This is a genomic window from Turicibacter faecis, assembly GCF_037076425.1.
GTDB lineage: Bacteria > Bacillota_I > Bacilli_A > MOL361 > Turicibacteraceae > Turicibacter > Turicibacter faecis.
On record NZ_AP028127.1, the window covers coordinates 259,482 to 280,658 of the forward strand.

The 21,177-nt window shown below is 38.6% G+C and carries 12 protein-coding genes, 1 tRNA gene, 3 rRNA genes and 1 riboswitch; of the genes, 14 read left to right on the top strand and 2 right to left on the bottom strand.

All coding sequences use genetic code 11. From position 1 onward, the window contains the following. Positions 1-179: 179 nt before the first annotated feature. The 7 genes from AACH31_RS01345 to metK all read left to right on the top strand — a co-directional run bounded on the left by AACH31_RS01345 (position 180) and on the right by metK (position 9,744). Positions 180-1,457, top strand: coding sequence for a hemolysin family protein (locus AACH31_RS01345; RefSeq protein ID WP_161832291.1), 1,278 nt, complete (start codon positions 180-182; stop codon positions 1,455-1,457). A gap of 759 nt (positions 1,458-2,216) precedes the next feature. Next, positions 2,217-3,732: ribosomal RNA gene (locus AACH31_RS01350) — 16S ribosomal RNA — on the top strand. Positions 3,733-3,824: 92 nt separating this feature from the next. Continuing rightward, positions 3,825-6,718: ribosomal RNA gene (locus AACH31_RS01355) — 23S ribosomal RNA — on the top strand. 57 nt (positions 6,719-6,775) lie between these two features. Next, a 5S ribosomal RNA gene (gene rrf, locus AACH31_RS01360) occupies positions 6,776-6,884 on the top strand. Together the 16S, 23S and 5S rRNA genes with 1 tRNA gene alongside form the textbook arrangement of a ribosomal RNA operon. Positions 6,885-6,895: 11 nt before the next feature. Continuing rightward, a tRNA-Gly gene (locus AACH31_RS01365) sits at positions 6,896-6,969 on the top strand. Positions 6,970-7,053: 84 nt separating this feature from the next. After that, positions 7,054-8,235, top strand: coding sequence for a DNA recombination protein RmuC (locus tag AACH31_RS01370; RefSeq protein ID WP_161832934.1), 1,182 nt, complete (start codon positions 7,054-7,056; stop codon positions 8,233-8,235). 68 nt (positions 8,236-8,303) lie between these two features. Continuing rightward, positions 8,304-8,405: riboswitch (SAM riboswitch) on the top strand. Positions 8,406-8,553: 148 nt separating this feature from the next. After that, the gene (metK, locus tag AACH31_RS01375; RefSeq protein ID WP_161832933.1) at positions 8,554-9,744 is read left to right on the top strand and encodes a methionine adenosyltransferase; all 1,191 of its coding nucleotides are present in this window, start codon (positions 8,554-8,556) and stop codon (positions 9,742-9,744) included. Between the two features lie 132 nt (positions 9,745-9,876). Here the strand turns inward: metK and AACH31_RS01380 are convergent, their stop codons facing one another. Together AACH31_RS01380 and AACH31_RS01385 are read right to left on the bottom strand one after the other, a co-directional pair. Then, complete coding sequence (locus AACH31_RS01380) at positions 9,877-10,785, bottom strand: ISL3 family transposase (RefSeq protein WP_338618079.1); 909 nt, start codon at positions 10,783-10,785, stop codon at positions 9,877-9,879. A 6-nt stretch (positions 10,786-10,791) separates the two neighbouring features. Further along, positions 10,792-11,163: a transposase family protein gene (locus AACH31_RS01385; RefSeq protein ID WP_338617262.1), complete on the bottom strand. Its 372-nt coding sequence runs from the start codon at positions 11,161-11,163 to the stop codon at positions 10,792-10,794. Between the two features lie 227 nt (positions 11,164-11,390). Here AACH31_RS01385 and AACH31_RS01390 point away from each other — a divergent pair, with 227 nt between their 5' ends. The 7 genes from AACH31_RS01390 to AACH31_RS01420 all read left to right on the top strand — a co-directional run bounded on the left by AACH31_RS01390 (position 11,391) and on the right by AACH31_RS01420 (position 21,171). Beyond that, positions 11,391-12,281, top strand: a complete 891-nt coding sequence (locus AACH31_RS01390) for a diacylglycerol/lipid kinase family protein (protein ID WP_262950885.1) — start codon at positions 11,391-11,393, stop codon at positions 12,279-12,281. Between the two features lie 140 nt (positions 12,282-12,421). Then, entirely contained in the window at positions 12,422-12,787 is a 366-nt protein-coding gene (locus tag AACH31_RS01395; RefSeq protein WP_161832317.1) for a hypothetical protein, read from the top strand. A 52-nt stretch (positions 12,788-12,839) separates the two neighbouring features. After that, a complete protein-coding gene (locus AACH31_RS01400) occupies positions 12,840-13,499 on the top strand; it encodes a B3/B4 domain-containing protein (protein WP_161832318.1) in 660 nt (219 codons plus the stop codon). 100 nt (positions 13,500-13,599) lie between these two features. After that, the gene (locus tag AACH31_RS01405; protein WP_161832319.1) at positions 13,600-15,252 is read left to right on the top strand and encodes a glutamine--tRNA ligase/YqeY domain fusion protein; all 1,653 of its coding nucleotides are present in this window, start codon (positions 13,600-13,602) and stop codon (positions 15,250-15,252) included. 301 nt (positions 15,253-15,553) lie between these two features. After that, positions 15,554-17,776, top strand: coding sequence for a DNA helicase PcrA (pcrA, locus tag AACH31_RS01410; protein WP_161832320.1), 2,223 nt, complete (start codon positions 15,554-15,556; stop codon positions 17,774-17,776). Between the two features lie 206 nt (positions 17,777-17,982). Continuing rightward, positions 17,983-19,971, top strand: a complete 1,989-nt coding sequence (gene ligA, locus AACH31_RS01415) for an NAD-dependent DNA ligase LigA (protein ID WP_338506324.1) — start codon at positions 17,983-17,985, stop codon at positions 19,969-19,971. Positions 19,972-19,983: 12 nt separating this feature from the next. Continuing rightward, positions 19,984-21,171, top strand: coding sequence for a CamS family sex pheromone protein (locus AACH31_RS01420; protein ID WP_262953680.1), 1,188 nt, complete (start codon positions 19,984-19,986; stop codon positions 21,169-21,171). The last annotated feature ends 6 nt before the right edge of the window (positions 21,172-21,177 follow it).

The window sequence follows — 21,177 nt, forward strand, 5'->3', positions numbered from 1 at the left end:
GGAATGAAAACCCCTAATAATTAATATACTCTAGAGCATATTAATTATTAGGGGTTTCTTTTTGTTATCTAGTTTGTAGTGAATTTGTATAAACCTGGACGTATTATTGACAAATACCCTTGAAATTGATATAGTAAACTACATAATAAAAATAGAAAATTATAGGAGTGTGAATTGCCTTGGACCCGTCCATGTATTATGTAATACTTGTTATCATGATTATTCTATCTGCCTTTTTTAGTGCCTCTGAGACTGCCTTTTCAAGTGTAAATTTAATTCGTTTACGTCAATATGTAGACGATGGTAGACCTGGAGCTAAAAAGGCACTAAATGTAGCGGAACGATTTGATGAAGTATTATTAGCAATTTTAATAGGAAATAATATTGTTAATTTAGCCTCTGCATCGCTTGCAACGATTGTCGCAACAGAAGTTTTAAATCTAGGTGCTTCGGGTGCTCCAATTGCGACGGCTGTCATGACCGTTTTAATTATCATTTTTGGTGAAATTTTACCCAAATCTTACGCAAAGGAAAACTCTGAATCGTTAGCATTGTCAATAGGTACTATCTACTATTATATGATAAAAGTAATGAAGCCTTTAATCTTTATCTTTATGGTATTAAAGGATTTTGTAGCTAAATTATACAGTAAAAAAGAAGACGAACCTTCAGTTACGGAAGATGAACTGAATGTAATTATCGATACTATGGAAGAAGAAGGGGTACTCCAACAGGATGAGGTTGAAATGTTACAGAGTGTTCTTGATTTAAGTGAAACATTCGTAAAAGATATTATGACTCCTCGTGTTGATGTTGTTGCCGTAGATGTTCATGATTCTACTGAAAATGTTAAAAATGTATTTTTTGAAGAAAAATATTCACGTATTCCCGTTTACGATGAATCGCGTGATAATATAGTTGGTATTCTTTATGAACGTGACTTATTTTCTGCTATTATTGAAAATGGATCAACAGATGATCTTTTAATTGCAGATGTGATGCGTGATCCAATGTATGTTTCCTATACAATGCGCGTTTCAGATTTACTTACCCGGTTACAATTAGAAAAACAACATTTAGCAATTGTTGCGGATGAGTACGGAGGAACTGCCGGATTGGTTACGATGGAAGATGTTCTAGAGGAAGTCGTAGGGGAAATATATGATGAACACGATGAAGAGGAACAATTGGTCGTTAAAAAAAGTGATACTCTCTATGAGGTGAAGGCCGAAATAGAGTTAGATGAATTATTTGATATCATGGATATTGATTTAGATATTCCAGAAGACGCTTATTCATTAGGAAGTTGGATGTATTCTAAAATAGAAGATATCCCGGAAATCGGAGATATGTATCAGTATCATAACCTGATATTTACGATTATTGAAGTAGAAGATCGCCGAATTATTAGGGTTAAAATTGAGGTTGTAGAACCTGAGAATGCACCTGAGGAATAGATTGAAAGAGTGGTAGGGCTAGTTAGCTTAATACCGCTCTTTTTGATTTTAGAGTCAAACACGCAGAATATTACAAGTTGAGAGATGAAAAGCTCATGCACGCATAAGATTCCGAACATATAGGAAATGAATTTTAGTTAGATAGCAATTTAAGGATTATACGAGAGATGGATGATTAGTAGGTAACCTGGCATGATAACTATCAACTGGATGAGTATGTCACGGAAAATGGTTCATTGTAAAAAAATATTTTGTAGTGTAGATCAGATGTACGCGTGTACGTGAGAGAATAGTTTTCGTGATTAAAGCTTTTAAAAATACCCTCATAGAGTGTAGGAGATAGAATCCTTTATGTGAAAGCTGATTATATAGGACCCTTGAATGGTATAAAAAAATATTAAATAATGAAAAAATATTTTATTTCGACGATATCTTATTTAATTTATTAAAAAATATAAAAAATCGGTTGACTACTAGATGACAAGATGTTATTATAAATGAGTCGCCAAAAGGGCGATGGAAAAGAAAACAAAAAAAGTTAAAAAGTGTTTGACAGAAACGGTTGAACATGATAAACTAGAAAAGTCGCCAAGAGAGGTGGACAAGAAATCTTACAAAAAAGATAAAAAACATTTGACAAAAAAAGTCGAATGTGGTAAGATAAATGAGTCGCCAAAAGGCGAGAGAGGTTCTTTGAAAACTAAACAGAACGTCAAGAATCATGAGCGAAAGAAATTTCGCAAGCTAAGGAAACAAACAATTATGGAGAGTTTGATCCTGGCTCAGGATGAACGCTGGCGGCGTGCCTAATACATGCAAGTCGAGCGAACCACTTCGGTGGGAAGCGGCGAACGGGTGAGTAACACGTAGGTGATCTGCCCATCAGACGGGGACAACGATTGGAAACGATCGCTAATACCGGATAGGACGAAAGTTTAAAGATGCTCCTGGCATCACTGGTGGATGAGCCTGCGGCGCATTAGCTAGTTGGTGGGGTAAAGGCCTACCAAGGCGACGATGCGTAGCCGACCTGAGAGGGTGAACGGCCACACTGGGACTGAGACACGGCCAGACTCCTACGGGAGGCAGCAGTAGGGAATCTTCGGCAATGGGCGAAAGCCTGACCGAGCAACGCCGCGTGAATGAAGAAGGCTTTCGGGTTGTAAAATTCTGTTATAAGGGAAGAAAGGTGATAGGAGGAAATGACTATCAATTGACGGTACCTTATGAGAAAGCCACGGCTAACTACGTGCCAGCAGCCGCGGTAATACGTAGGTGGCAAGCGTTATCCGGAATTATTGGGCGTAAAGAGCGCGCAGGTGGTTAATTAAGTCTGATGTGAAAGCCCACGGCTTAACCGTGGAGGGTCATTGGAAACTGGTTGACTTGAGTGCAGAAGAGGGAAGTGGAATTCCATGTGTAGCGGTGAAATGCGTAGAGATATGGAGGAACACCAGTGGCGAAGGCGGCTTCCTGGTCTGCAACTGACACTGAGGCGCGAAAGCGTGGGGAGCAAACAGGATTAGATACCCTGGTAGTCCACGCCGTAAACGATGAGTGCTAAGTGTTGGGGGTCGAACCTCAGTGCTGAAGTTAACGCATTAAGCACTCCGCCTGGGGAGTACGGTCGCAAGACTGAAACTCAAAGGAATTGACGGGGACCCGCACAAGCGGTGGAGCATGTGGTTTAATTCGAAGCAACGCGAAGAACCTTACCAGGTCTTGACATACCATTGACGCCTCTAGAGATAGAGGGTTTCCTTCGGGGACAATGGATACAGGTGGTGCATGGTTGTCGTCAGCTCGTGTCGTGAGATGTTGGGTTAAGTCCCGCAACGAGCGCAACCCCTGTCGTTAGTTGCCAGCAGTAAGATGGGGACTCTAACGAGACTGCCAGTGACAAACTGGAGGAAGGTGGGGATGACGTCAAATCATCATGCCCCTTATGACCTGGGCTACACACGTGCTACAATGGTTGGTACAAAGAGAAGCGAAGCGGTGACGTGGAGCAAACCTCATAAAGCCAATCTCAGTTCGGATTGTAGGCTGCAACTCGCCTACATGAAGTTGGAATCGCTAGTAATCGCGAATCAGAATGTCGCGGTGAATACGTTCCCGGGTCTTGTACACACCGCCCGTCACACCACGAGAGTTTACAACACCCGAAGTCAGTGGCCTAACCGCAAGGAGGGAGCTGCCTAAGGTGGGGTAGATGATTGGGGTGAAGTCGTAACAAGGTATCCCTACCGGAAGGTGGGGATGGATCACCTCCTTTCTATGGAGAAAGAGACGTTCTGTTTAGTTTTGGGAGAATTTCGATTTTCCTAGAATTGATCTTTGAAAACTAGATATCTTCTGAAGAAGAAAAGTTAAGTAATAAAGGGCGCACGGAGGATGCCTAGGCACTAGGAGTCGAAGAAGGACGCGACAAACGGCGAAACGCCTCGGGGAGCTGTAAGTAAGCAAAGAGCCGGGGATATCCGAATGGGGAAACCCGCTAGTGGTCATACGCTAGCACCGTATGGTGAATCAATAGCCATAGAGGAGACAGACCCAGGGAACTGAAACATCTAAGTACCTGGAGGAAAAGAAAGAAACATCGATTCCCCAAGTAGCGGCGAGCGAACAGGGAGGAGCCCAAACCGGAGTAATCCGGGGTAGAAGGACCTTCAGAAATGACTGAACATGATAGCCGAATGGTCTGGGAAGGCCAACCGGAGGGGGTGAGAGTCCCGTAGGTGAAATTGTGTGAAGCAGGGAAGGGATCCTGAGTACGGCGGGACACGAGAAATCCCGTCGGAAGCAACGAGGACCATCTCGTAAGGCTAAATACTACCTAGTGACCGATAGTGAACCAGTACCGTGAGGGAAAGGTGAAAAGAACCCCGGAAGGGGAGTGAAAGAGAACCTGAAACCGTGTGCCTACAACTAGTCAGAGCCCGTTAAAGGGTGATGGCGTGCCTTTTGTAGAATGAACCGGCGAGTTACGATATCGTGCAAGGTTAAGTTGAAGAGACGGAGCCGAAGCGAAAGCGAGTCTGAATAGGGCGAGGAGTACGATGTTGTAGACCCGAAACCGTGTGAGCTAGCCATGAGCAGGCTGAAGGTCAGGTAACACTGACTGGAGGGCCGAACCAGGGCACGTTGAAAAGTGCTTGGATGACTTGTGGCTAGGGGTGAAATTCCAATCGAACACGGATATAGCTGGTTCTCTCCGAAATAGCTTTAGGGCTAGCCTCGATAAGAGTCTACTGGAGGTAGAGCACTGAATGGGTGATGGCCCCACCTCGGGGTACTGATCTCAATCAAACTCCGAATGCCAGATAGATATGATCGGGAGTCAGACTGTGGGTGATAAGGTCCATGGTCAAAAGGGAAAGAGCCCAGACCGCCAGCTGAAGCCGCCAAGTGTCCGTTAAGTGGAAAAGGATGTGGAGATGCACAGACAACTAGGAGGTTGGCTTAGAAGCAGCCATCCTTTAAAGAGTGCGTAATAGCTCACTAGTCGAGTGACTCTGCGCCGAAAATGTACCGGGGCTAAACGGACCGCCGAAGCTGCGGATTGACACGAAGTGTCAGTGGTAGGAGAGCGTTCTAACAGCGGAGAAGCAGTACCGGAAGGAGCTGTGGAGCGGTTAGAAGTGAGAATGCCGGTGTGAGTAGCGAAAGATAGGTGAGAATCCTATCCATCGAAAGCCTAAGGTTTCCAGGGGAAGGCTCGTCCGCCCTGGGTAAGTCGGGACCTAAGGTGAGGCCGAAAGGCGTAGCCGATGGACAACAGGTAGAGATTCCTGTACCACTTAATAAACTGAAGGAGTGACGGAGAAGGCTAAGTTGAGCGTGTGAATGGATTCACGTGTAAGCAGTGAGGTGGTCATGTAGGCAAATCCGCATGGCGAAACATTGAGCTGTGATGCCGAAAGCCCGAAAGGGTGAAGTCAGCTGATGTCACGCTTCCAAGAAAAGCTTCTAGGGATAATTTATTAGGTGCCCGTACCGATAACCGACACAGGTAGGCGAGGAGAGAATCCTAAGATGAGCGAGAGAACTCTTGTTAAGGAACTCGGCAAAATGACCCCGTAACTTCGGGAGAAGGGGTGCTTGTGAAAGCAAGCCGCAGTGAAAAGGCCCAGGCGACTGTTTATCAAAAACACAGGTCTCTGCTAAACCGCAAGGTGATGTATAGGGGCTGACGCCTGCCCGGTGCTGGAAGGTTAAGAGGAGAGGTTAGCGCAAGCGAAGCTTTGAATTGAAGCCCCAGTAAACGGCGGCCGTAACTATAACGGTCCTAAGGTAGCGAAATTCCTTGTCGGGTAAGTTCCGACCCGCACGAAAGGCGTAACGATCTGGGCGCTGTCTCAACAAGAGACTCGGTGAAATCATAGTACCTGTGAAGATGCAGGTTACCCGCGACAGGACGGAAAGACCCCGTGGAGCTTTACTGTAGCTTGATATTGAGCACTGGTGACACATGTACAGGATAGGTAGGAGACGAAGAGACCAGGACGCCAGTCTTGGAGGAGTCGCTGTTGGGATACTACCCTTGTGTTACTGGGGTTCTAACCCGTGGCCATGAGCTGGTCAGGGGACAGTGTCAGGTGGGCAGTTTGACTGGGGCGGTCGCCTCCCAAAGAGTAACGGAGGCGCCCAAAGGTTCCCTCAGAATGGTTGGAAATCATTCGAAGAGTGTAAAGGCAGAAGGGAGCTTGACTGCGAGACCAACAAGTCGAGCAGGGACGAAAGTCGGGCTTAGTGATCCGGCGGTACCGAATGGAAGGGCCGTCGCTCAACGGATAAAAGCTACCCCGGGGATAACAGGCTGATCTCCCCCAAGAGTTCACATCGACGGGGAGGTTTGGCACCTCGATGTCGGCTCATCGCATCCTGGGGCTGTAGTCGGTCCCAAGGGTTGGGCTGTTCGCCCATTAAAGCGGTACGCGAGCTGGGTTCAGAACGTCGTGAGACAGTTCGGTCCCTATCCGTCGTGGGCGTAGGAAATTTGAGAGGAGCTGTCCTTAGTACGAGAGGACCGGGATGGACACACCGCTGGTGTACCAGTTGTTCTGCCAGGAGCATAGCTGGGTAGCTACGTGTGGAAGGGATAAACGCTGAAAGCATCTAAGCGTGAAGCCCCCCTCAAGATGAGATTTCCCATTCGAAAGAAGTAAGATCCCTTGAAGACGACGAGGTAGATAGGTCAGGAGTGGAAGTTTGGTGACAGATGAAGCGGACTGATACTAATCGATCGAGGACTTAACTAATAAGGAAGTAAGCAGAAGATATCTAGTTTTGTGAGATTGATAAGATCTGACAGAAGGTCTAGTGATAAGGGCAAGGAGGGCACACCTGTTCCCATACCGAACACAGAAGTTAAGCTCCTTAGCGCCGAGGGTAGTACGCAAGTGCGAGAGTAGGACGTCGCTAGGCCATAAAAAAACGCGGGTGTAGTTTAATGGTAGAACTTCAGCCTTCCAAGCTGACTGTGAGAGTTCGATTCTCTTCACCCGCTCCAAATAGCCAATCAACATCCTTTGGGATGTTTTTTTTATATATGTTTATAAGTGATAGGACTAATAGTAAAAGAGGGGATAAGATAATGATTGGGTTATATCTTTTAATAATTATTTTAATTGTATTAGTTGTAATGGGGCTAAGAAATCAAAGTTTAAAGAATAGTGAGCATTCCTATTCGCTTATTGAAAATCAACATAAACAGTTATTGGATGAGCAACAACGTATGGAAAAAAGATTACAACAAGCCAATTTTCAAATGATTGATACGATTGGTCAAAATAATGAACGTATTATCGAAAGATATGCTCAATTTGAACGTACGATACGTGGGCAATTATTACAACATAGTACGATGGTTACGGAGAATTTACAAAAAGATTTTGAACAATTAAATGAACGAATTGAAATAAATTTAACACGTATTAATGATAAAGTGAATGAAAGATTAGACAACTCATTCAATAGAACAAATGAGACATTTCAGAGTATTTTAATGCGATTAGCAAAAATAGATGAGGCTCAAAAAAAAATTGAAAGTTTATCAACAGATATTGTCTCATTACAAAATTTATTAACGGACAAAAAAAGCAGAGGAACTTATGGGGAAATTCAACTCTATCAAATACTTGCCTCAGTTTTCGGAGATAAAAATGATCGGCTTTATCAAATGCAATATCGTCTATCTAATGGAACCATTGTAGATGCTATTTTATTTGCACCCGCTCCATTAGATAATTTACCTATCGATTCAAAATTCCCTTTGGAAAATTATCAACGCATGATGGATCGCAGCTTATCTCAGTTAGAGAGACAGGTAGCCACTAAAAAATTTAAATCTGATGTTAAAAAACATATTGATGACATTGCATTAAAATACGTTCAGGCTGTGGAAACTTCAGATCAGGCGATCATGTTTATGCCAGCCGAGGCTATTTTTGCGGAGATAAATGCATATCATTCCGATTTAATTGATTATGCACAACAAAGAAGGGTCTGGTTGGTATCACCTACTACATTAATGTCCACATTGACCACCATTCAGGTAATTCTAAATAATATTGAGCGTGATCGCCATGCGCTAGTGATTCAGCAAGAACTTAATAAACTAGGAGACGAATTCAAAAGATATAAGGAGAGATGGGATAAGTTAAGTAAACATATCGACACCGTTTCTAAGGATGTAAAAGAAATACATATTACAACCGAAAAAATTGGGACTAGATTTGATTCTATTTCAAATGTTGAGTTAGATTTTAAAGAATAATTTTTACAATTGACAAAATGTGATTTTATACTTATAATGATAGAGAAAATTAAAATATATAGAATATACTCTTATTCAGAGCGATGGAGGCATAGGGGCCTATGAAGTCGCGGCAACCTCCTTATAAAGGAAGGTGCCAACCCAAGCGAGTTTAACTTGAACAATAAGAGGGTTTGAATGAATTAGTTATTCAAGTCCGCTTATGGCGGGCTTTTTTTTATTAACTAAGAATGTTACATGAGTGATGACCCGTTTTATTATCGTTAATGAAGTATTAGGATAGAGTATAGCGTAGCAAAATTAAAGGAGGACATTATAATGTCAGAACGTCGTTTATTTACATCAGAATCTGTAACAGAAGGACATCCAGATAAAATTGCAGACCAAATTTCAGATTCTATTTTAGATGCCATTTTAAGTAAGGATCCGATGGCCCGTGTGGCATGTGAAACATCAGTTACTACTGGATTAGTTTTAGTTTTTGGAGAGATTACTACTTCGTCTTATGTGGATATTCAAAAGGTGGTGCGTGAAACAATTCGTGAAATTGGATATGATCGTGCTAAGTATGGGTTCGATGCCGATACATGTGCTGTACTAACTGCTATTGATGAGCAATCAGGAGATATTGCTATGGGAGTTGACAATGCACTTGAGGCAAGAAATGGTGTTATGACCGATGAGCAGATTGAAGCAATTGGTGCTGGTGATCAAGGTCTGATGTTTGGGTTTGCAACAAATGAAACAGAGGATTATATGCCATTACCTATTTCATTAGCGCATAGATTAGCTCGCCGATTAACAGAGGTACGTAAAAATGGAACATTAGATTATTTAAGACCTGATGGAAAAACACAAGTAACGATCGAATATAATGAAGATGGAAAACCAGTAGCGATAGATACTGTGTTACTTTCAACACAACATTCACCAGAAGTTAGTCATGAGAAAATTGAGTCAGATATAAAAAAATATGTATTTGATGCTGTCTTACCCGAACATTTAGTGACTGATAAGACACGTTATTTAGTTAATCCAACAGGACGTTTTGTTATTGGTGGACCACACGGGGATGCGGGATTAACGGGACGAAAAATTATTGTTGATACTTATGGAGGATATGCTAGACATGGTGGAGGTGCATTTTCTGGAAAAGATGCAACGAAAGTTGACCGATCAGCTGCTTATGCTGCCCGCTATGTAGCGAAAAACTTAGTTGCTGCCGGATATGCAGATAAGATTGAAATACAACTTTCATATGCAATCGGAGTAGCACAGCCTACCTCTATCATGGTAGATACATTTGGAACGGGGAAATTATCCGATGCAAAGATTGTGGAGATTATTCGTCGTAATTTTGACTTACGCCCAGCTGGTATTATTAATATGTTAGATTTAAGAAAACCAATTTATCGAAAAACAGCAGCTTATGGACATTTTGGTCGCAGTGATGTAGACTTTCCTTGGGAGCGTTTAGACAAGGTTGAAGTTTTAAAAGAGCAATTATAATTGTTAAAAAAGAGTCTGGTTAAAAATAAAACTAGACTCTTTTTTTGTAGGTTTAATTGGTTCTTTGTCAAATAGTGTTGCTGATTAATTTGTAACCTGTTACAACGAAAATTCAAATCGAAATCCTAGTAGCTATGCTGCTAGGATTTTCGTTTTAGGCTTTGTTAGATTTTGAACCATGAGAATACGAGATTTAAAGTGATAGAAACTACGATATCCAAAGGCAATACGCTTAATGACCTTAATTTTATTATTAATTCCTTCGATGGGACCATTTGTGTAATGAGTTGAGAGTGTATTTTTAATATAGGATTGATAAGTTTTAAAGGTTTGGAAAGCCGTTTGAAACTCAGGAGAAACAAGCGGATGTTCCGTTTCGAGTAAATGATTAAATCGTTTTAAGTTTTTTGTCTGAAGAGCGAAAAGTAACTCTTGATATAAATCATAGGTTGCTTTTAATTCAGGAGATAAATCAAGTAGAAAGTTTAAGATATCAATTTCACGCATGGGTTGTTTAAAGCAGTAAACTGATCGATAAGTGGTGGTATTAAGTAAAGCGTGAGATTTTAAAAATAAGCGCCAATAACGTTTGAATTTACGACCATGCTTTTTGAACTTTTTCATGAATCGGATTCGAGTTTTGTTCAGTGCACGAGAGAGATGTTGAACGAGATGAAATTTATCAATGATAATTTGGGCATGAGGAAAAAGATCCTTAATGAGGCTGATGTAAGGAGCGTACATATCAATCACAATATTTTTTACTCGATGACGTGCTTCCTTTGTGTATCGTTTAAAATAAGCTTGAAGGGAGTTTAAACGACGATCTTCAACGATATCGATGATTTGTTTTGAGTCAGCATCGCAAAAAATAAAAGACATATGCCCCTCAGCAGACTTAACGGATTTAAATTCATCAAAACAGAGATTTTCAGGTAAATAATTAAGGTTTAAGGTTTGAGATTCATAAAAGCTATGGATGATTCGATTGACGGTTGAATGAGAGACCTGATGGCGACGTGCGATATCACATTCAGAAATTTTATTTTAGGCCTCTAAAGCAATGGCGTGTTTCGTATGATAAGAAATGTAACAGTTCTTTTCAACAATTGAAGTACTTAGTGTAAAAGTAGACTGGCAATGCCCACAATAATAACGCTGTTTTTTTAGGTCTAAGTAGGTATCGTGAAGAGAGACTTTTGGAATGACAATTCGAGAGGTTTTAAATCCATGCTTCTTAAATTTTGAATCAAATAGGGTTCCGCATTTTTGACAATGAGTCGGTTGATACGTAAGAATACCTTTAAAGATAAAGCTAGTAATTCCGTTCAACTTCACTTCCTCAAGATAATCTTCTGAAAATGTAATATTTTTATCTTTAATATTTAAAAGTTTTCTAGTAAAATATGAGTGAGACATTAAATCTTATCCTTTCAATATTGTTTTAGTCGATAACATTGTAACAGGATTGAGACTTGAAGTCTCTTTTTTTTATCCTATGAAAAAAGTGCTGCTTAATCAGCAACACTAAATATTATAGAACCGTTTAATTATAAAATCGTAGGATATAAATTTACATTTTTTATTTAATTGGTGATATAATATAGTATAAAATTACTGTTTGATGTTTGAAAGGATGTGCCTCTGTGCTTAAAAGGTTATTACTTATTATTAATCCTACTTCTGGACGTGGGATGATAAAAGACTACTTATTATTGATCATTAAGGAGTTAAGTTTGGCAGGATATGAGGTAGTTGTATATCCGACTAAGTCCAAAAATGATGCAACCAATAAAATGAAAGAGGCAAAATCCTATGATTTAATTGTTGCCAGTGGAGGGGATGGTACTTTAAATGAGGTTATTACAGGTTTAATTAAAGCAAATGCCAATACACCAATTGCCTACATTCCAACAGGGACAACGAATGATTTTGCTACAACATTGGGGATACCTAAAAATATCCCGCGAGCTGTTAAATTATGTACAGAGGGTAAAATTGCCCCTATTGATATCGGGCAGTTTGATGAAAGATACTTTACATACGTCGCAGCATTTGGAGCGTTTACCGATGTTGCTTATGAAACTCCACAACCTCGTAAAAATATGTTAGGGGGATTAGCATACTTAATAGAGGGGTTATTAAAGTTACCAGCTATTCAATCTTATAAATGTCGAATCACATACAGCGGTGGTGTGATTGAAGGCGATTATATTTTTGGAATGATTTCAAATTCGGATTCTGTTGCGGGAATTAAAAATGCGTTTGGAAATCATGCTGATTTAAGTGATGGCTTATTCGAGGTCACTTTAATTCGTGCCCCTAAAAATTTATTGGATATACACCGAATTTTAACTGATTTTTTAAATACGACGTATGATCCGGAGTATGTAGTTACCCTAAAGACAGATCGGATAACTGTAGAGAGTGAACAAGATGTAAAATGGACGTTAGACGGTGAAGACGGTGGGGTACTAAAAAGTGTACACATTAGAAGCTTACAACACCGCGTTCAAATTTGTTGTCCTAAATTATAATATTATAAAATCTTTAAATTACTAGATGGTGGGGGCCGTCTAATGATTTAAAGATTTTTATTTATACGGGAAAATCTGAATGGAATAAAAGCCCATTGAAAAGACCATTCTATTAGTAATCAGAGTCTTGAGGTGATGAAATGATTGTTACTTTATTTTTAGTACTATCAGTACCTATTTTACTTTTATTTTTCCTTAATCAATTAAGAATTGCACAAATTTCTTTGAATCACTTATTTTCATGGTTAAAGTGGTATGGGCTATGTCTCATTGTTTATTATGTATTATCATCTAACCAGTACTATTTTGATAAAGTCAACTATTTAATGGTAGACGTGGTGAATTTGAGCGTGCTAATTATTATATCATTTGGTATGATTATTTATGTTCATCAATATTGTATTGATAAAGAAAGAGAAAATAAAATGAAAGAACTGGCAATAGCATACGCCCTACTGCAAAAGGAAGAGCAGGAGCGTGAGAATGATTCCCTAAAAAAAGAGTAGGACTATTATTTTATGAGGGATGATTGAATTGGATAACGTGACGGAGGTTTTCATGAGAAAAGTAACTGTAAGTAAGAATTTAAAAGAAAAAGTACCGGGGTATTGTTTAGCAGTGTTATCTTTTGATATCAAAATTGAGTTAACCTCGGATGCTTTAAAAGAAGAGATGACTAATTTAGAGCGTGAAGTGCAACAAATGCTAACGTTAGAAAACCTATTAAAACAACCACGGATTGAGGCTGCACGAGTCGGTTATAGAAGCTTGGGAAAGGATCCTTCTCGTTATCGACTGGCAACAGAGGCCTTGTTACGCCGACTCATAAAGGGAAATGGTTTATATCATATCAATAATGCTGTCGATATTGGAAATATATTATCTGTACGTACTCAAAGAAGTGTAGCAGTACTAGATGAGGATAAAATAATGGGAGATATTTTAATTCGAATTGGGGAAGATGAACCGTATGAGGGAATTGGTCGAGGAAATATAAATATAAAGAATATACCCGTATATTGTGATAAAAAGGGACCCTTTGGTACACCGACGTCGGATACACCTAGAACCCGCATTACGGAAAATACCCATAAGATATTATTGTTTATTACTTCCTTTAACGGTACAGAAGGATTGGTGACTGATGTGGAGTTAGCTAAAGAGCTGTTTTCTAGATTTAGTGTCTCATCAAATTTTTCAGTTGAAATAGTGGAATAAGGTACTATGTAGGACAGACTTATGATATAATTTTAAAATAGATTTTTATACAAAAAATGTTTAATTTTACATTTTTGATATGTAAGCGAGGTGTTTTTTTATGGAAATGATTAATGAAAATTCCAATTTCATTAAGACGATTATGAAGGAAGACTTAGAAAGTGGTAAACATAAAGAAATTATTACACGTTTTCCACCAGAACCAAATGGTTATCTCCATATTGGACATGCAAAAGCCATTTTAACTAACTACTTATTAGCTAAAGAGTTTAATGGAAAAATGAATTTACGTTTTGATGATACAAATCCCGTAAAGGAAGATGATGAGTTCGTTCAAGGGATTATAAATGATATTAAATGGTTAGGTGTAGAATATAATCAATTATTATTTGCTTCCGATACATTTGAAAAGATGTATGAGCATGCTGTTGAGTTAATCAAAAAAGGGAAGGCATATGTCGATGACCAAACGCCTGAACAAATGCGTGAAAATCGTGGAACCTTAACACAACCGGGAGTAGAATCTCCTTATCGAAATCGTACAGTTGAGGAAAATTTAGAGTTATTTGAGAATATGCGTAACGGACTTTATAAAGATGGTGAGAAGGTTTTACGTGCTAAAATTGATATGAGTTCTCCGAATATGAATCTTCGTGACCCAGCTATTTATCGTATTTTACATACCTCACATCACAATACAGGGGATAAATGGTGTATCTATCCAATGTATGATTATGCTCATCCACTTGAAGATGCCTTTGAAGGAATTACTCATTCCCTTTGTTCATTAGAGTATGAGGATCATCGTCCATTATATGATTGGGTGATTGAAAATTGTGAGACTGAAGCAAAACCACGACAAATTGAGTTTGCACGTCTTAATATGAAAAATACTATTATGTCTAAGCGATATCTTAAACAGTTAGTGGATGAAGGCGTGGTATCTGGTTGGGATGATCCGCGTATGCCAACAGTAGCAGGATTACGTAGAAGAGGTTATACACCAGAATCAATTACTAATTTTATTCAAGAGGTAGGTCTTTCTAAGGCAGTAAGTACAGTGGATCCTCAAATGTTAGAACACTTTGTGCGAGAGGATTTAAAGTTAAAAGCACCACGTACAATGGCAGTTTTACGCCCATTAAAGGTAGTTATTACTAATTATCCAGAGGGTGAAGTTGAATACCTTGATGCAGAAATTAATCCAGAGGTTCCAGAAATGGGAACACGCAAAATACCTTTTTCACGTGAAATCTATATTGAACAAGAAGATTTCATGGAAAATCCAATTCCAAAATATTTCCGTTTATTCCCTGGAAACGAAGTCCGTTTAAAACATGCTTATTTTATTAAGTGTACAGATGTGATTAAGGATGAGGACGGAAATGTGATTGAGATTCACGCAACTTATGATAAGGATACAAAATCGGGATCAGGATTTACGGGTCGTAAAGTAAAAGGAACAATCCATTGGGTGGATGCGAATCATAATATTCCAGCTGACTTCCATTTATATGAACCGTTACTTATTGAAAATGAAGAAACAGAAGGATTACCATTCTTAGAACGTATCAATAGAAACTCAGAAGAGGTTGTTCATGGTTTTGTAGAAGAAAACATGAAGGATGTAAAAGCGCAAGATAAATTCCAATTTTTCCGCCATGGTTATTTTAATGTTGATCCAAAACGTACTCAAGACGGTAAGTTATCGTTTAATCGTATCGTTTCATTAAAATCAAGCTTCCGTATTTAATTTATTTATTAATTTTAATGAAAAGCTCGTAGATTAAATCTATTTATTTAATCTGCGAGCTTTTTTATGGATAAGAAATGGTTAGGAAAGAAAAAGTTTCATTCTGACATTGCATAAGCTTACTTTATTTTTCCTAGACTAATAGGTAGAGTTAGAATTTTTATTAATATTTTGATAAAACATTAATTAGGGAATGACTGTTTATTTAATTTGAATACTAAAATTGTTATAATAAAACAGATTATGTTTAATAATGTTGAAACTTTGATAGTGCAGATGACTTTTATATAGAGGTGAAATAATGAATCAATTACTACATAATATGAACCCTCAACAGAAAGAGGCAATTTTAACAACTGAGGGACCGCTTTTAGTGATGGCCGGGGCGGGATCTGGGAAAACCCGTGTTTTAACCCATCGAATCGCTTATTTAATGTCGGAAAAGCAGGTTTCTCCTTACAATATTTTGGCGATAACTTTTACGAATAAGGCAGCAAGAGAGATGAAGGAACGCGTAGAAAAACTAATTGGGGAACGCGGAAAAGATGTATGGATTTCTACTTTCCATTCGATGTGTGTTCGTATTCTGAGGAGAGATATTGATTTAATTGGGTACGATTTGAATTTTGGAATTTTAGATGATGCGGATCAATTAAGTGTGATAAAGACTGTAATGGAAGATTTAAATCTTGATCCTAAGAGACAATCTCCAAAATATTTTTTATCTCAAATTAGTAACGCTAAAAACGAACTTAAATCTCCACGTGATTTGAGCAAAGAATTTGAAAATGAAGACGTAATTCGTGTATATGAAAGATATCAACAGATTTTATTTAAAAATAATCGTGTTGATTTTGATGATTTATTAGTGCTTACGGTCCACTTATTTGAAAAGCATCCGGAAGTGTTAACATTTTATCAAAATAAGTTTCAGTATATTCACATTGATGAGTACCAAGATACGAATAATGCACAATATCAAATTGTTTCATTATTGGCTCAAAAGTTCAGAAACATCTGCGTCGTTGGCGATTCGGATCAATCTATCTACAGTTGGCGCGGAGCAAATATTGAAAATATTTTATCATTTGAACACGATTATCCTGATGCAAAGGTTGTATTATTAGAGCAAAATTATCGTTCAAAGCAGATGATTCTTAATGCAGCAAATGATGTGATTCAAAATAATAGTGGCCGCCTGGACAAAAGATTATGGTCCGATCGTGGTGAAGGGAATCAAATTGAATATTATCGAGCGCTAGATGGGGATGTTGAGGCAACCTATATCGCGGATAAAATTTCATATATGCGCCGAGATAGTTATGATTATCATGATTTCGCTATTTTATATCGCACAAATTCACAATCACGAGCGATTGAACAGGCATTTTTAAGACAAAATATTCCGTATCGTTTAATAGGAGGACAGAGTTATTTTAAACGAAAAGAGATTAAAGATTTAATGGCTTATTTACGTTTAATTTGTAATCCTGATGATGATTTATCATTTAAACGTATCGTCAATGAGCCTAAGCGTGGAATTGGTGCAGCTTCAATTGAAAAATTAACTCAGTTTGCGAATGAGGCCGAATTATCATTAATGGCTTCAATTGATGAGGTTGACAACGGCATTGCCCGAGCAACTTTAAATAAATTTATTGATTTTAAACAGATGATTTATATGCTACGTTCTCAAATCGAAGCTTACTCTATCGCGGAATTCATTGATTTAGTTTTAAGACAAACTGGATATTTAGAGATGCTTGAAAATGAAAACACGATTGAGGCGGATAGCCGTATTGATAACTTAGGTGAGTTTCAATCGATGGCGACCCAGTTTGAAGAGGTAGATTTAAATGAAATTTTGGCTGAGGAAGAGAGTGAGGAACGCGCTGATGAACTCTCAACTATGACTAAACTTGTCATATTACTTAATGATTTAATGCTTCAAACCGATACCGAAACGGAAGAGGAGGCAAATGAATCCAAAGTTACCTTAATGACGATTCACGCGGCTAAGGGATTAGAGTTTCCAGTTGTGTTTATTTGCGGATTTGAAGATGGAATTTTCCCATTACATTCGGCTTTAGAACAAGGAGGAGACGAACTTGAAGAAGAGCGACGGTTAGCATACGTAGCTATTACTCGTGCGGAAGACATTTTATTTATTACAAATGCACAAAGTCGCTATCAGTATGGTCGACGTTCCGCAAATCGAGAATCGATGTTTATTCATGAAATATCTGATAAGTATTTAAATAAAACAGGAATCGAAACTCGTTCAAAACGCCCATCATTTACGTTACAGGAAGCACTAGATAATAGAAGTCCGAAAAAGACTATCCAAACGATAACCCTCACAACAGATTCATCTTGGAAAAGCGGGGATAAGGTTTTACATGATAGTTTTGGAGAAGGAGTCGTTGTCGGAGTTAAAGGTGAAATTGTTTCGATTGCATTTAGTTCCCCACATGGGATAAAAAAATTAATGGGATCACATCCCGCTTTGAAAAAACGAGGATAAGGCATATAATCAACCTAAATGTATCCGGGTGTATCTGTAGGGAGGATAACCTTATATAGGTATAAATCATTATTTTTAATAGGGTATAGACTGAGTAAGTTTTTATTGAAATCACGTTTTTACTTAATAGGGGGAAATAGGATAATTGAACGCCACTAGGATAGATAGAAATTAAAGAATATTATTTTTGATTGGAGGATTTAATGATGTTGAAGCAGCGTGTGGAAGAGTTAACAAAGCTATTAAATCAATATAACACAGAGTATTATGTCTTCGATAATCCAAGTGTTAGCGATCGCGAGTATGACCGGCTTTTACAGGAATTAATTGAAATAGAACAAAAAAACCCTGAACTTAAGACTCCAACATCCCCGACAGTGCGTGTTGGAGGCGCCGTTTTAGAAGGTTTTGATAAAGTGTTACATACGAATCCAATGTTGTCGTTAGGAAATGCTTTTAATGAAGGTGATTTAAGAGAATTTGATTCACGGATAAGGAAAGTGACGCCTAATATTAATTATGTTTGTGAATTAAAGATTGATGGGTTAGCAGTGACACTTCATTATGAGAATGGCCAGTTTGTTCGCGGTGCGACACGTGGGGACGGGACAACTGGAGAGGATATTAGTGAAAACTTAAAAACGATTCGGGCGATTCCGTTAACGATACCTTATAGTGATTTATTGGAGGTTCGTGGAGAAGCGTATATGTCAAAAGAGACGCTAGAAAAGTTAAATAAGCGCCGTGCGCAGAATGGAGAAGAGTTATTCGCCAATCCCCGTAATGCGGCTGCAGGGTCACTACGACAATTAGATTCTAAAGTGACGTCTAAACGTGAATTAAGTATGTTTTGTTATGCTGTGCCTAGTGCTAAACAATTAGGATGTAAAACGCATGCTGAAAGTTTAGATAAAATTAAGGAAATGGGATTTAATGTTAATCCAAATTATGAAGTATGCCAGTCTATTGATGAAGTATTAGCGTATATTGAAAAGTGGTCTACGATGAGAACGGAATTACCTTATGAGATTGATGGAATTGTGATTAAAGTGAATCAATTGGATGATCAGGAGATTTTAGGTAATACGGTTAAAAGTCCTAGATGGGCCATTGCATATAAGTTTCCTGCCGAGGAGGTTGAGACTGTCTTAAAAGATATTATTTTTACAGTTGGTCGAACGGGGATGGTGACGCCTAATGCCGTGTTAGAGCCTGTTCGTGTAGCGGGAACACGGGTAAGTCGTGCGACGTTACATAATGAGGATTATGTAAAGGAACGTGACATTCGCGTTAATGATCGTGTAATTATTCGGAAGGCAGGGGAAATAATTCCTGAAGTAGTGAAGCCTTTAATCGAAGAAAGAAACGGTGATGAGGTACCTTTTGAGATGATTCATGAATGTCCACGCTGTGGAAGTGTTCTAGTTCGCGAGGAAAATGAGGCGGATTACTATTGTTTAAACATTGACTGCCCGGCACGTATTGTGGAAAGTTTATGCCACTTTGTATCACGTAATGCGATGAATATTGATGGATTAGGGATTAAGGTAGTACAGCAATTATATGAGCAACAGTTAATAAAAAATGTGGCCGACATTTATAAACTAGAGCGAAATCAGTTATTACCGCTTGAACGTATGGGCGAGAAAAAGGTCTCGAATTTATTAGCGGCTATTGAAAATAGTAAACAGAATAGTTTAGAACGGTTATTGTTCGGATTAGGAATTCGTCATGTGGGGAGTAAAACGGCTAAAGTTTTGGCAACTCACTTTGAAGAGATAGATAAATTAATAGGGGCCACTTTCGAAGATTTTAAAGGAATACCTGAGATTGGTGAAGTTATTTCAAAGAGCGTTATTCATTACTTTGCGGATGAATCAAATAAAATGTTGATCGAAGAATTAAAGACATTAGGATTAAATACGCTTTATACAGGAAATAAATTAGTGGCTAATACGCAGGAAAGTGCCTTCTACGGAAAAAGCGTGGTGTTGACTGGAACATTGACAACCTTATCGCGTAAGGAAGCGAGTATGAAGTTGGAGGAATTAGGGGCAAGAGTTTCAGGAAGTGTAAGTGCTAAAACAGATTTCTTAGTTGCAGGTGAGAAAAGTGGTTCAAAGCTTAAAAAGGCACAGGAGCTTGGAATCACGGTGATTGATGAAGAAACGATGTTAAAAATGATTGGTGAATAGGAGGGGTATACAATGAAATTAAAACGCGGATTTTTGTTAGCTGTTATCTGTTGTTTAGTTGTTTTGGTGGGGTGTTCTGCGCCCCCAACACCTAAGGTAGAAGAAGGGGGTTCAGAAGATGATTCCATGAAACGCCAACTCTTGTCTAACGAGGCAACGGCGGAATATTATCGGACGATGCTTCCCTATAAGACAAGTCCAACGAGGGGATTAGTTTATTCACGATATTCTAAAATGAATAACCGTTATGATATTGACGCATTTGAACTTGCCTTAATGCGAGAATCACAATCATATTTTTCTCCAGATCAAGTCTATTTCCAAGAAGGGCAAAACCTGACAAAAGCGATGGTTCAACGACTCTTATCTAAACGTTTAACCGAGGCGGAATTAGCTCAAGAATTAGAAGTAGACGCTAATTATAAGGATATCGGGTTAAATCCTACGAAAGATGAGGGAATTAATATTGATGGAATGGATGTCAATCCTGTTTACCTAGCATATTTACTTGAACAGGATTACGTGGTGACAAAAGATGAGAATACGGTTCTCGAAGGGGTAACCATAGGGTTAGCTTTAAATCCTTATCAAAATTGGAAAAATGAATTAGGTTACGATCAGACGATTGTATTGGATGAAGAAGCCTTAATTGAAAAAGGAAAAGAGATTGCTACTAGATTAATAGATATTCTCAGACAGGAAGAAGCTTTCAAGGATGTTCCAATTATGATTGGCTTATTTATCGTTCAAGAGGAAAGTGCGGTAACGCCAGGACATATGGTGGCGAAGACTTTAGTTGGTAAAAATAGTTCAACGATAAAAAATTGGGAATCAGTGAATGAGAAGTATTATTTGTTACCAGATAGCGCGATATTGGCGGTAGATGCTAACTTATCTAATCAGTTTAGTTCCTTTAAAGATACGATTAAAGAATATTATCCACATTATTATGGAGTCATAGGTCTTGCTCATGTTTTAAATAATAAAGTAGATAATTTGGAGATTATTATTAATATAGATTTTTATGGTTTAGCCGAAAAATTGTCTTTTCACCAGTTAGTGGCTCAGTTAATTCCCGATTCTTTTTCATCGGACTATGACATTGATGTGGTCATTCGTTCTAGTGATGAAATTTATGGAATATTAAAAAAATCAGCTAATGAACGCGAGGTAACATTAAAACTTACAGGTTGGAAATAAAGGATT

Coding starts and splice junctions, on each gene's coding strand:
- AACH31_RS01370 (WP_161832934.1), top strand. CDS start 7,054: ATGATTGGGTTATATCTTTTAATAATTATTTTAATTGTATTAGTTGTA.
- metK (WP_161832933.1), top strand. CDS start 8,554: ATGTCAGAACGTCGTTTATTTACATCAGAATCTGTAACAGAAGGACAT.
- AACH31_RS01385 (WP_338617262.1), bottom strand. CDS start 11,163: ATGTCTCACTCATATTTTACTAGAAAACTTTTAAATATTAAAGATAAA.
- AACH31_RS01395 (WP_161832317.1), top strand. CDS start 12,422: ATGATTGTTACTTTATTTTTAGTACTATCAGTACCTATTTTACTTTTA.
- AACH31_RS01400 (WP_161832318.1), top strand. CDS start 12,840: ATGAGAAAAGTAACTGTAAGTAAGAATTTAAAAGAAAAAGTACCGGGG.
- AACH31_RS01405 (WP_161832319.1), top strand. CDS start 13,600: ATGGAAATGATTAATGAAAATTCCAATTTCATTAAGACGATTATGAAG.
- pcrA (WP_161832320.1), top strand. CDS start 15,554: ATGAATCAATTACTACATAATATGAACCCTCAACAGAAAGAGGCAATT.
- ligA (WP_338506324.1), top strand. CDS start 17,983: ATGTTGAAGCAGCGTGTGGAAGAGTTAACAAAGCTATTAAATCAATAT.
- AACH31_RS01420 (WP_262953680.1), top strand. CDS start 19,984: ATGAAATTAAAACGCGGATTTTTGTTAGCTGTTATCTGTTGTTTAGTT.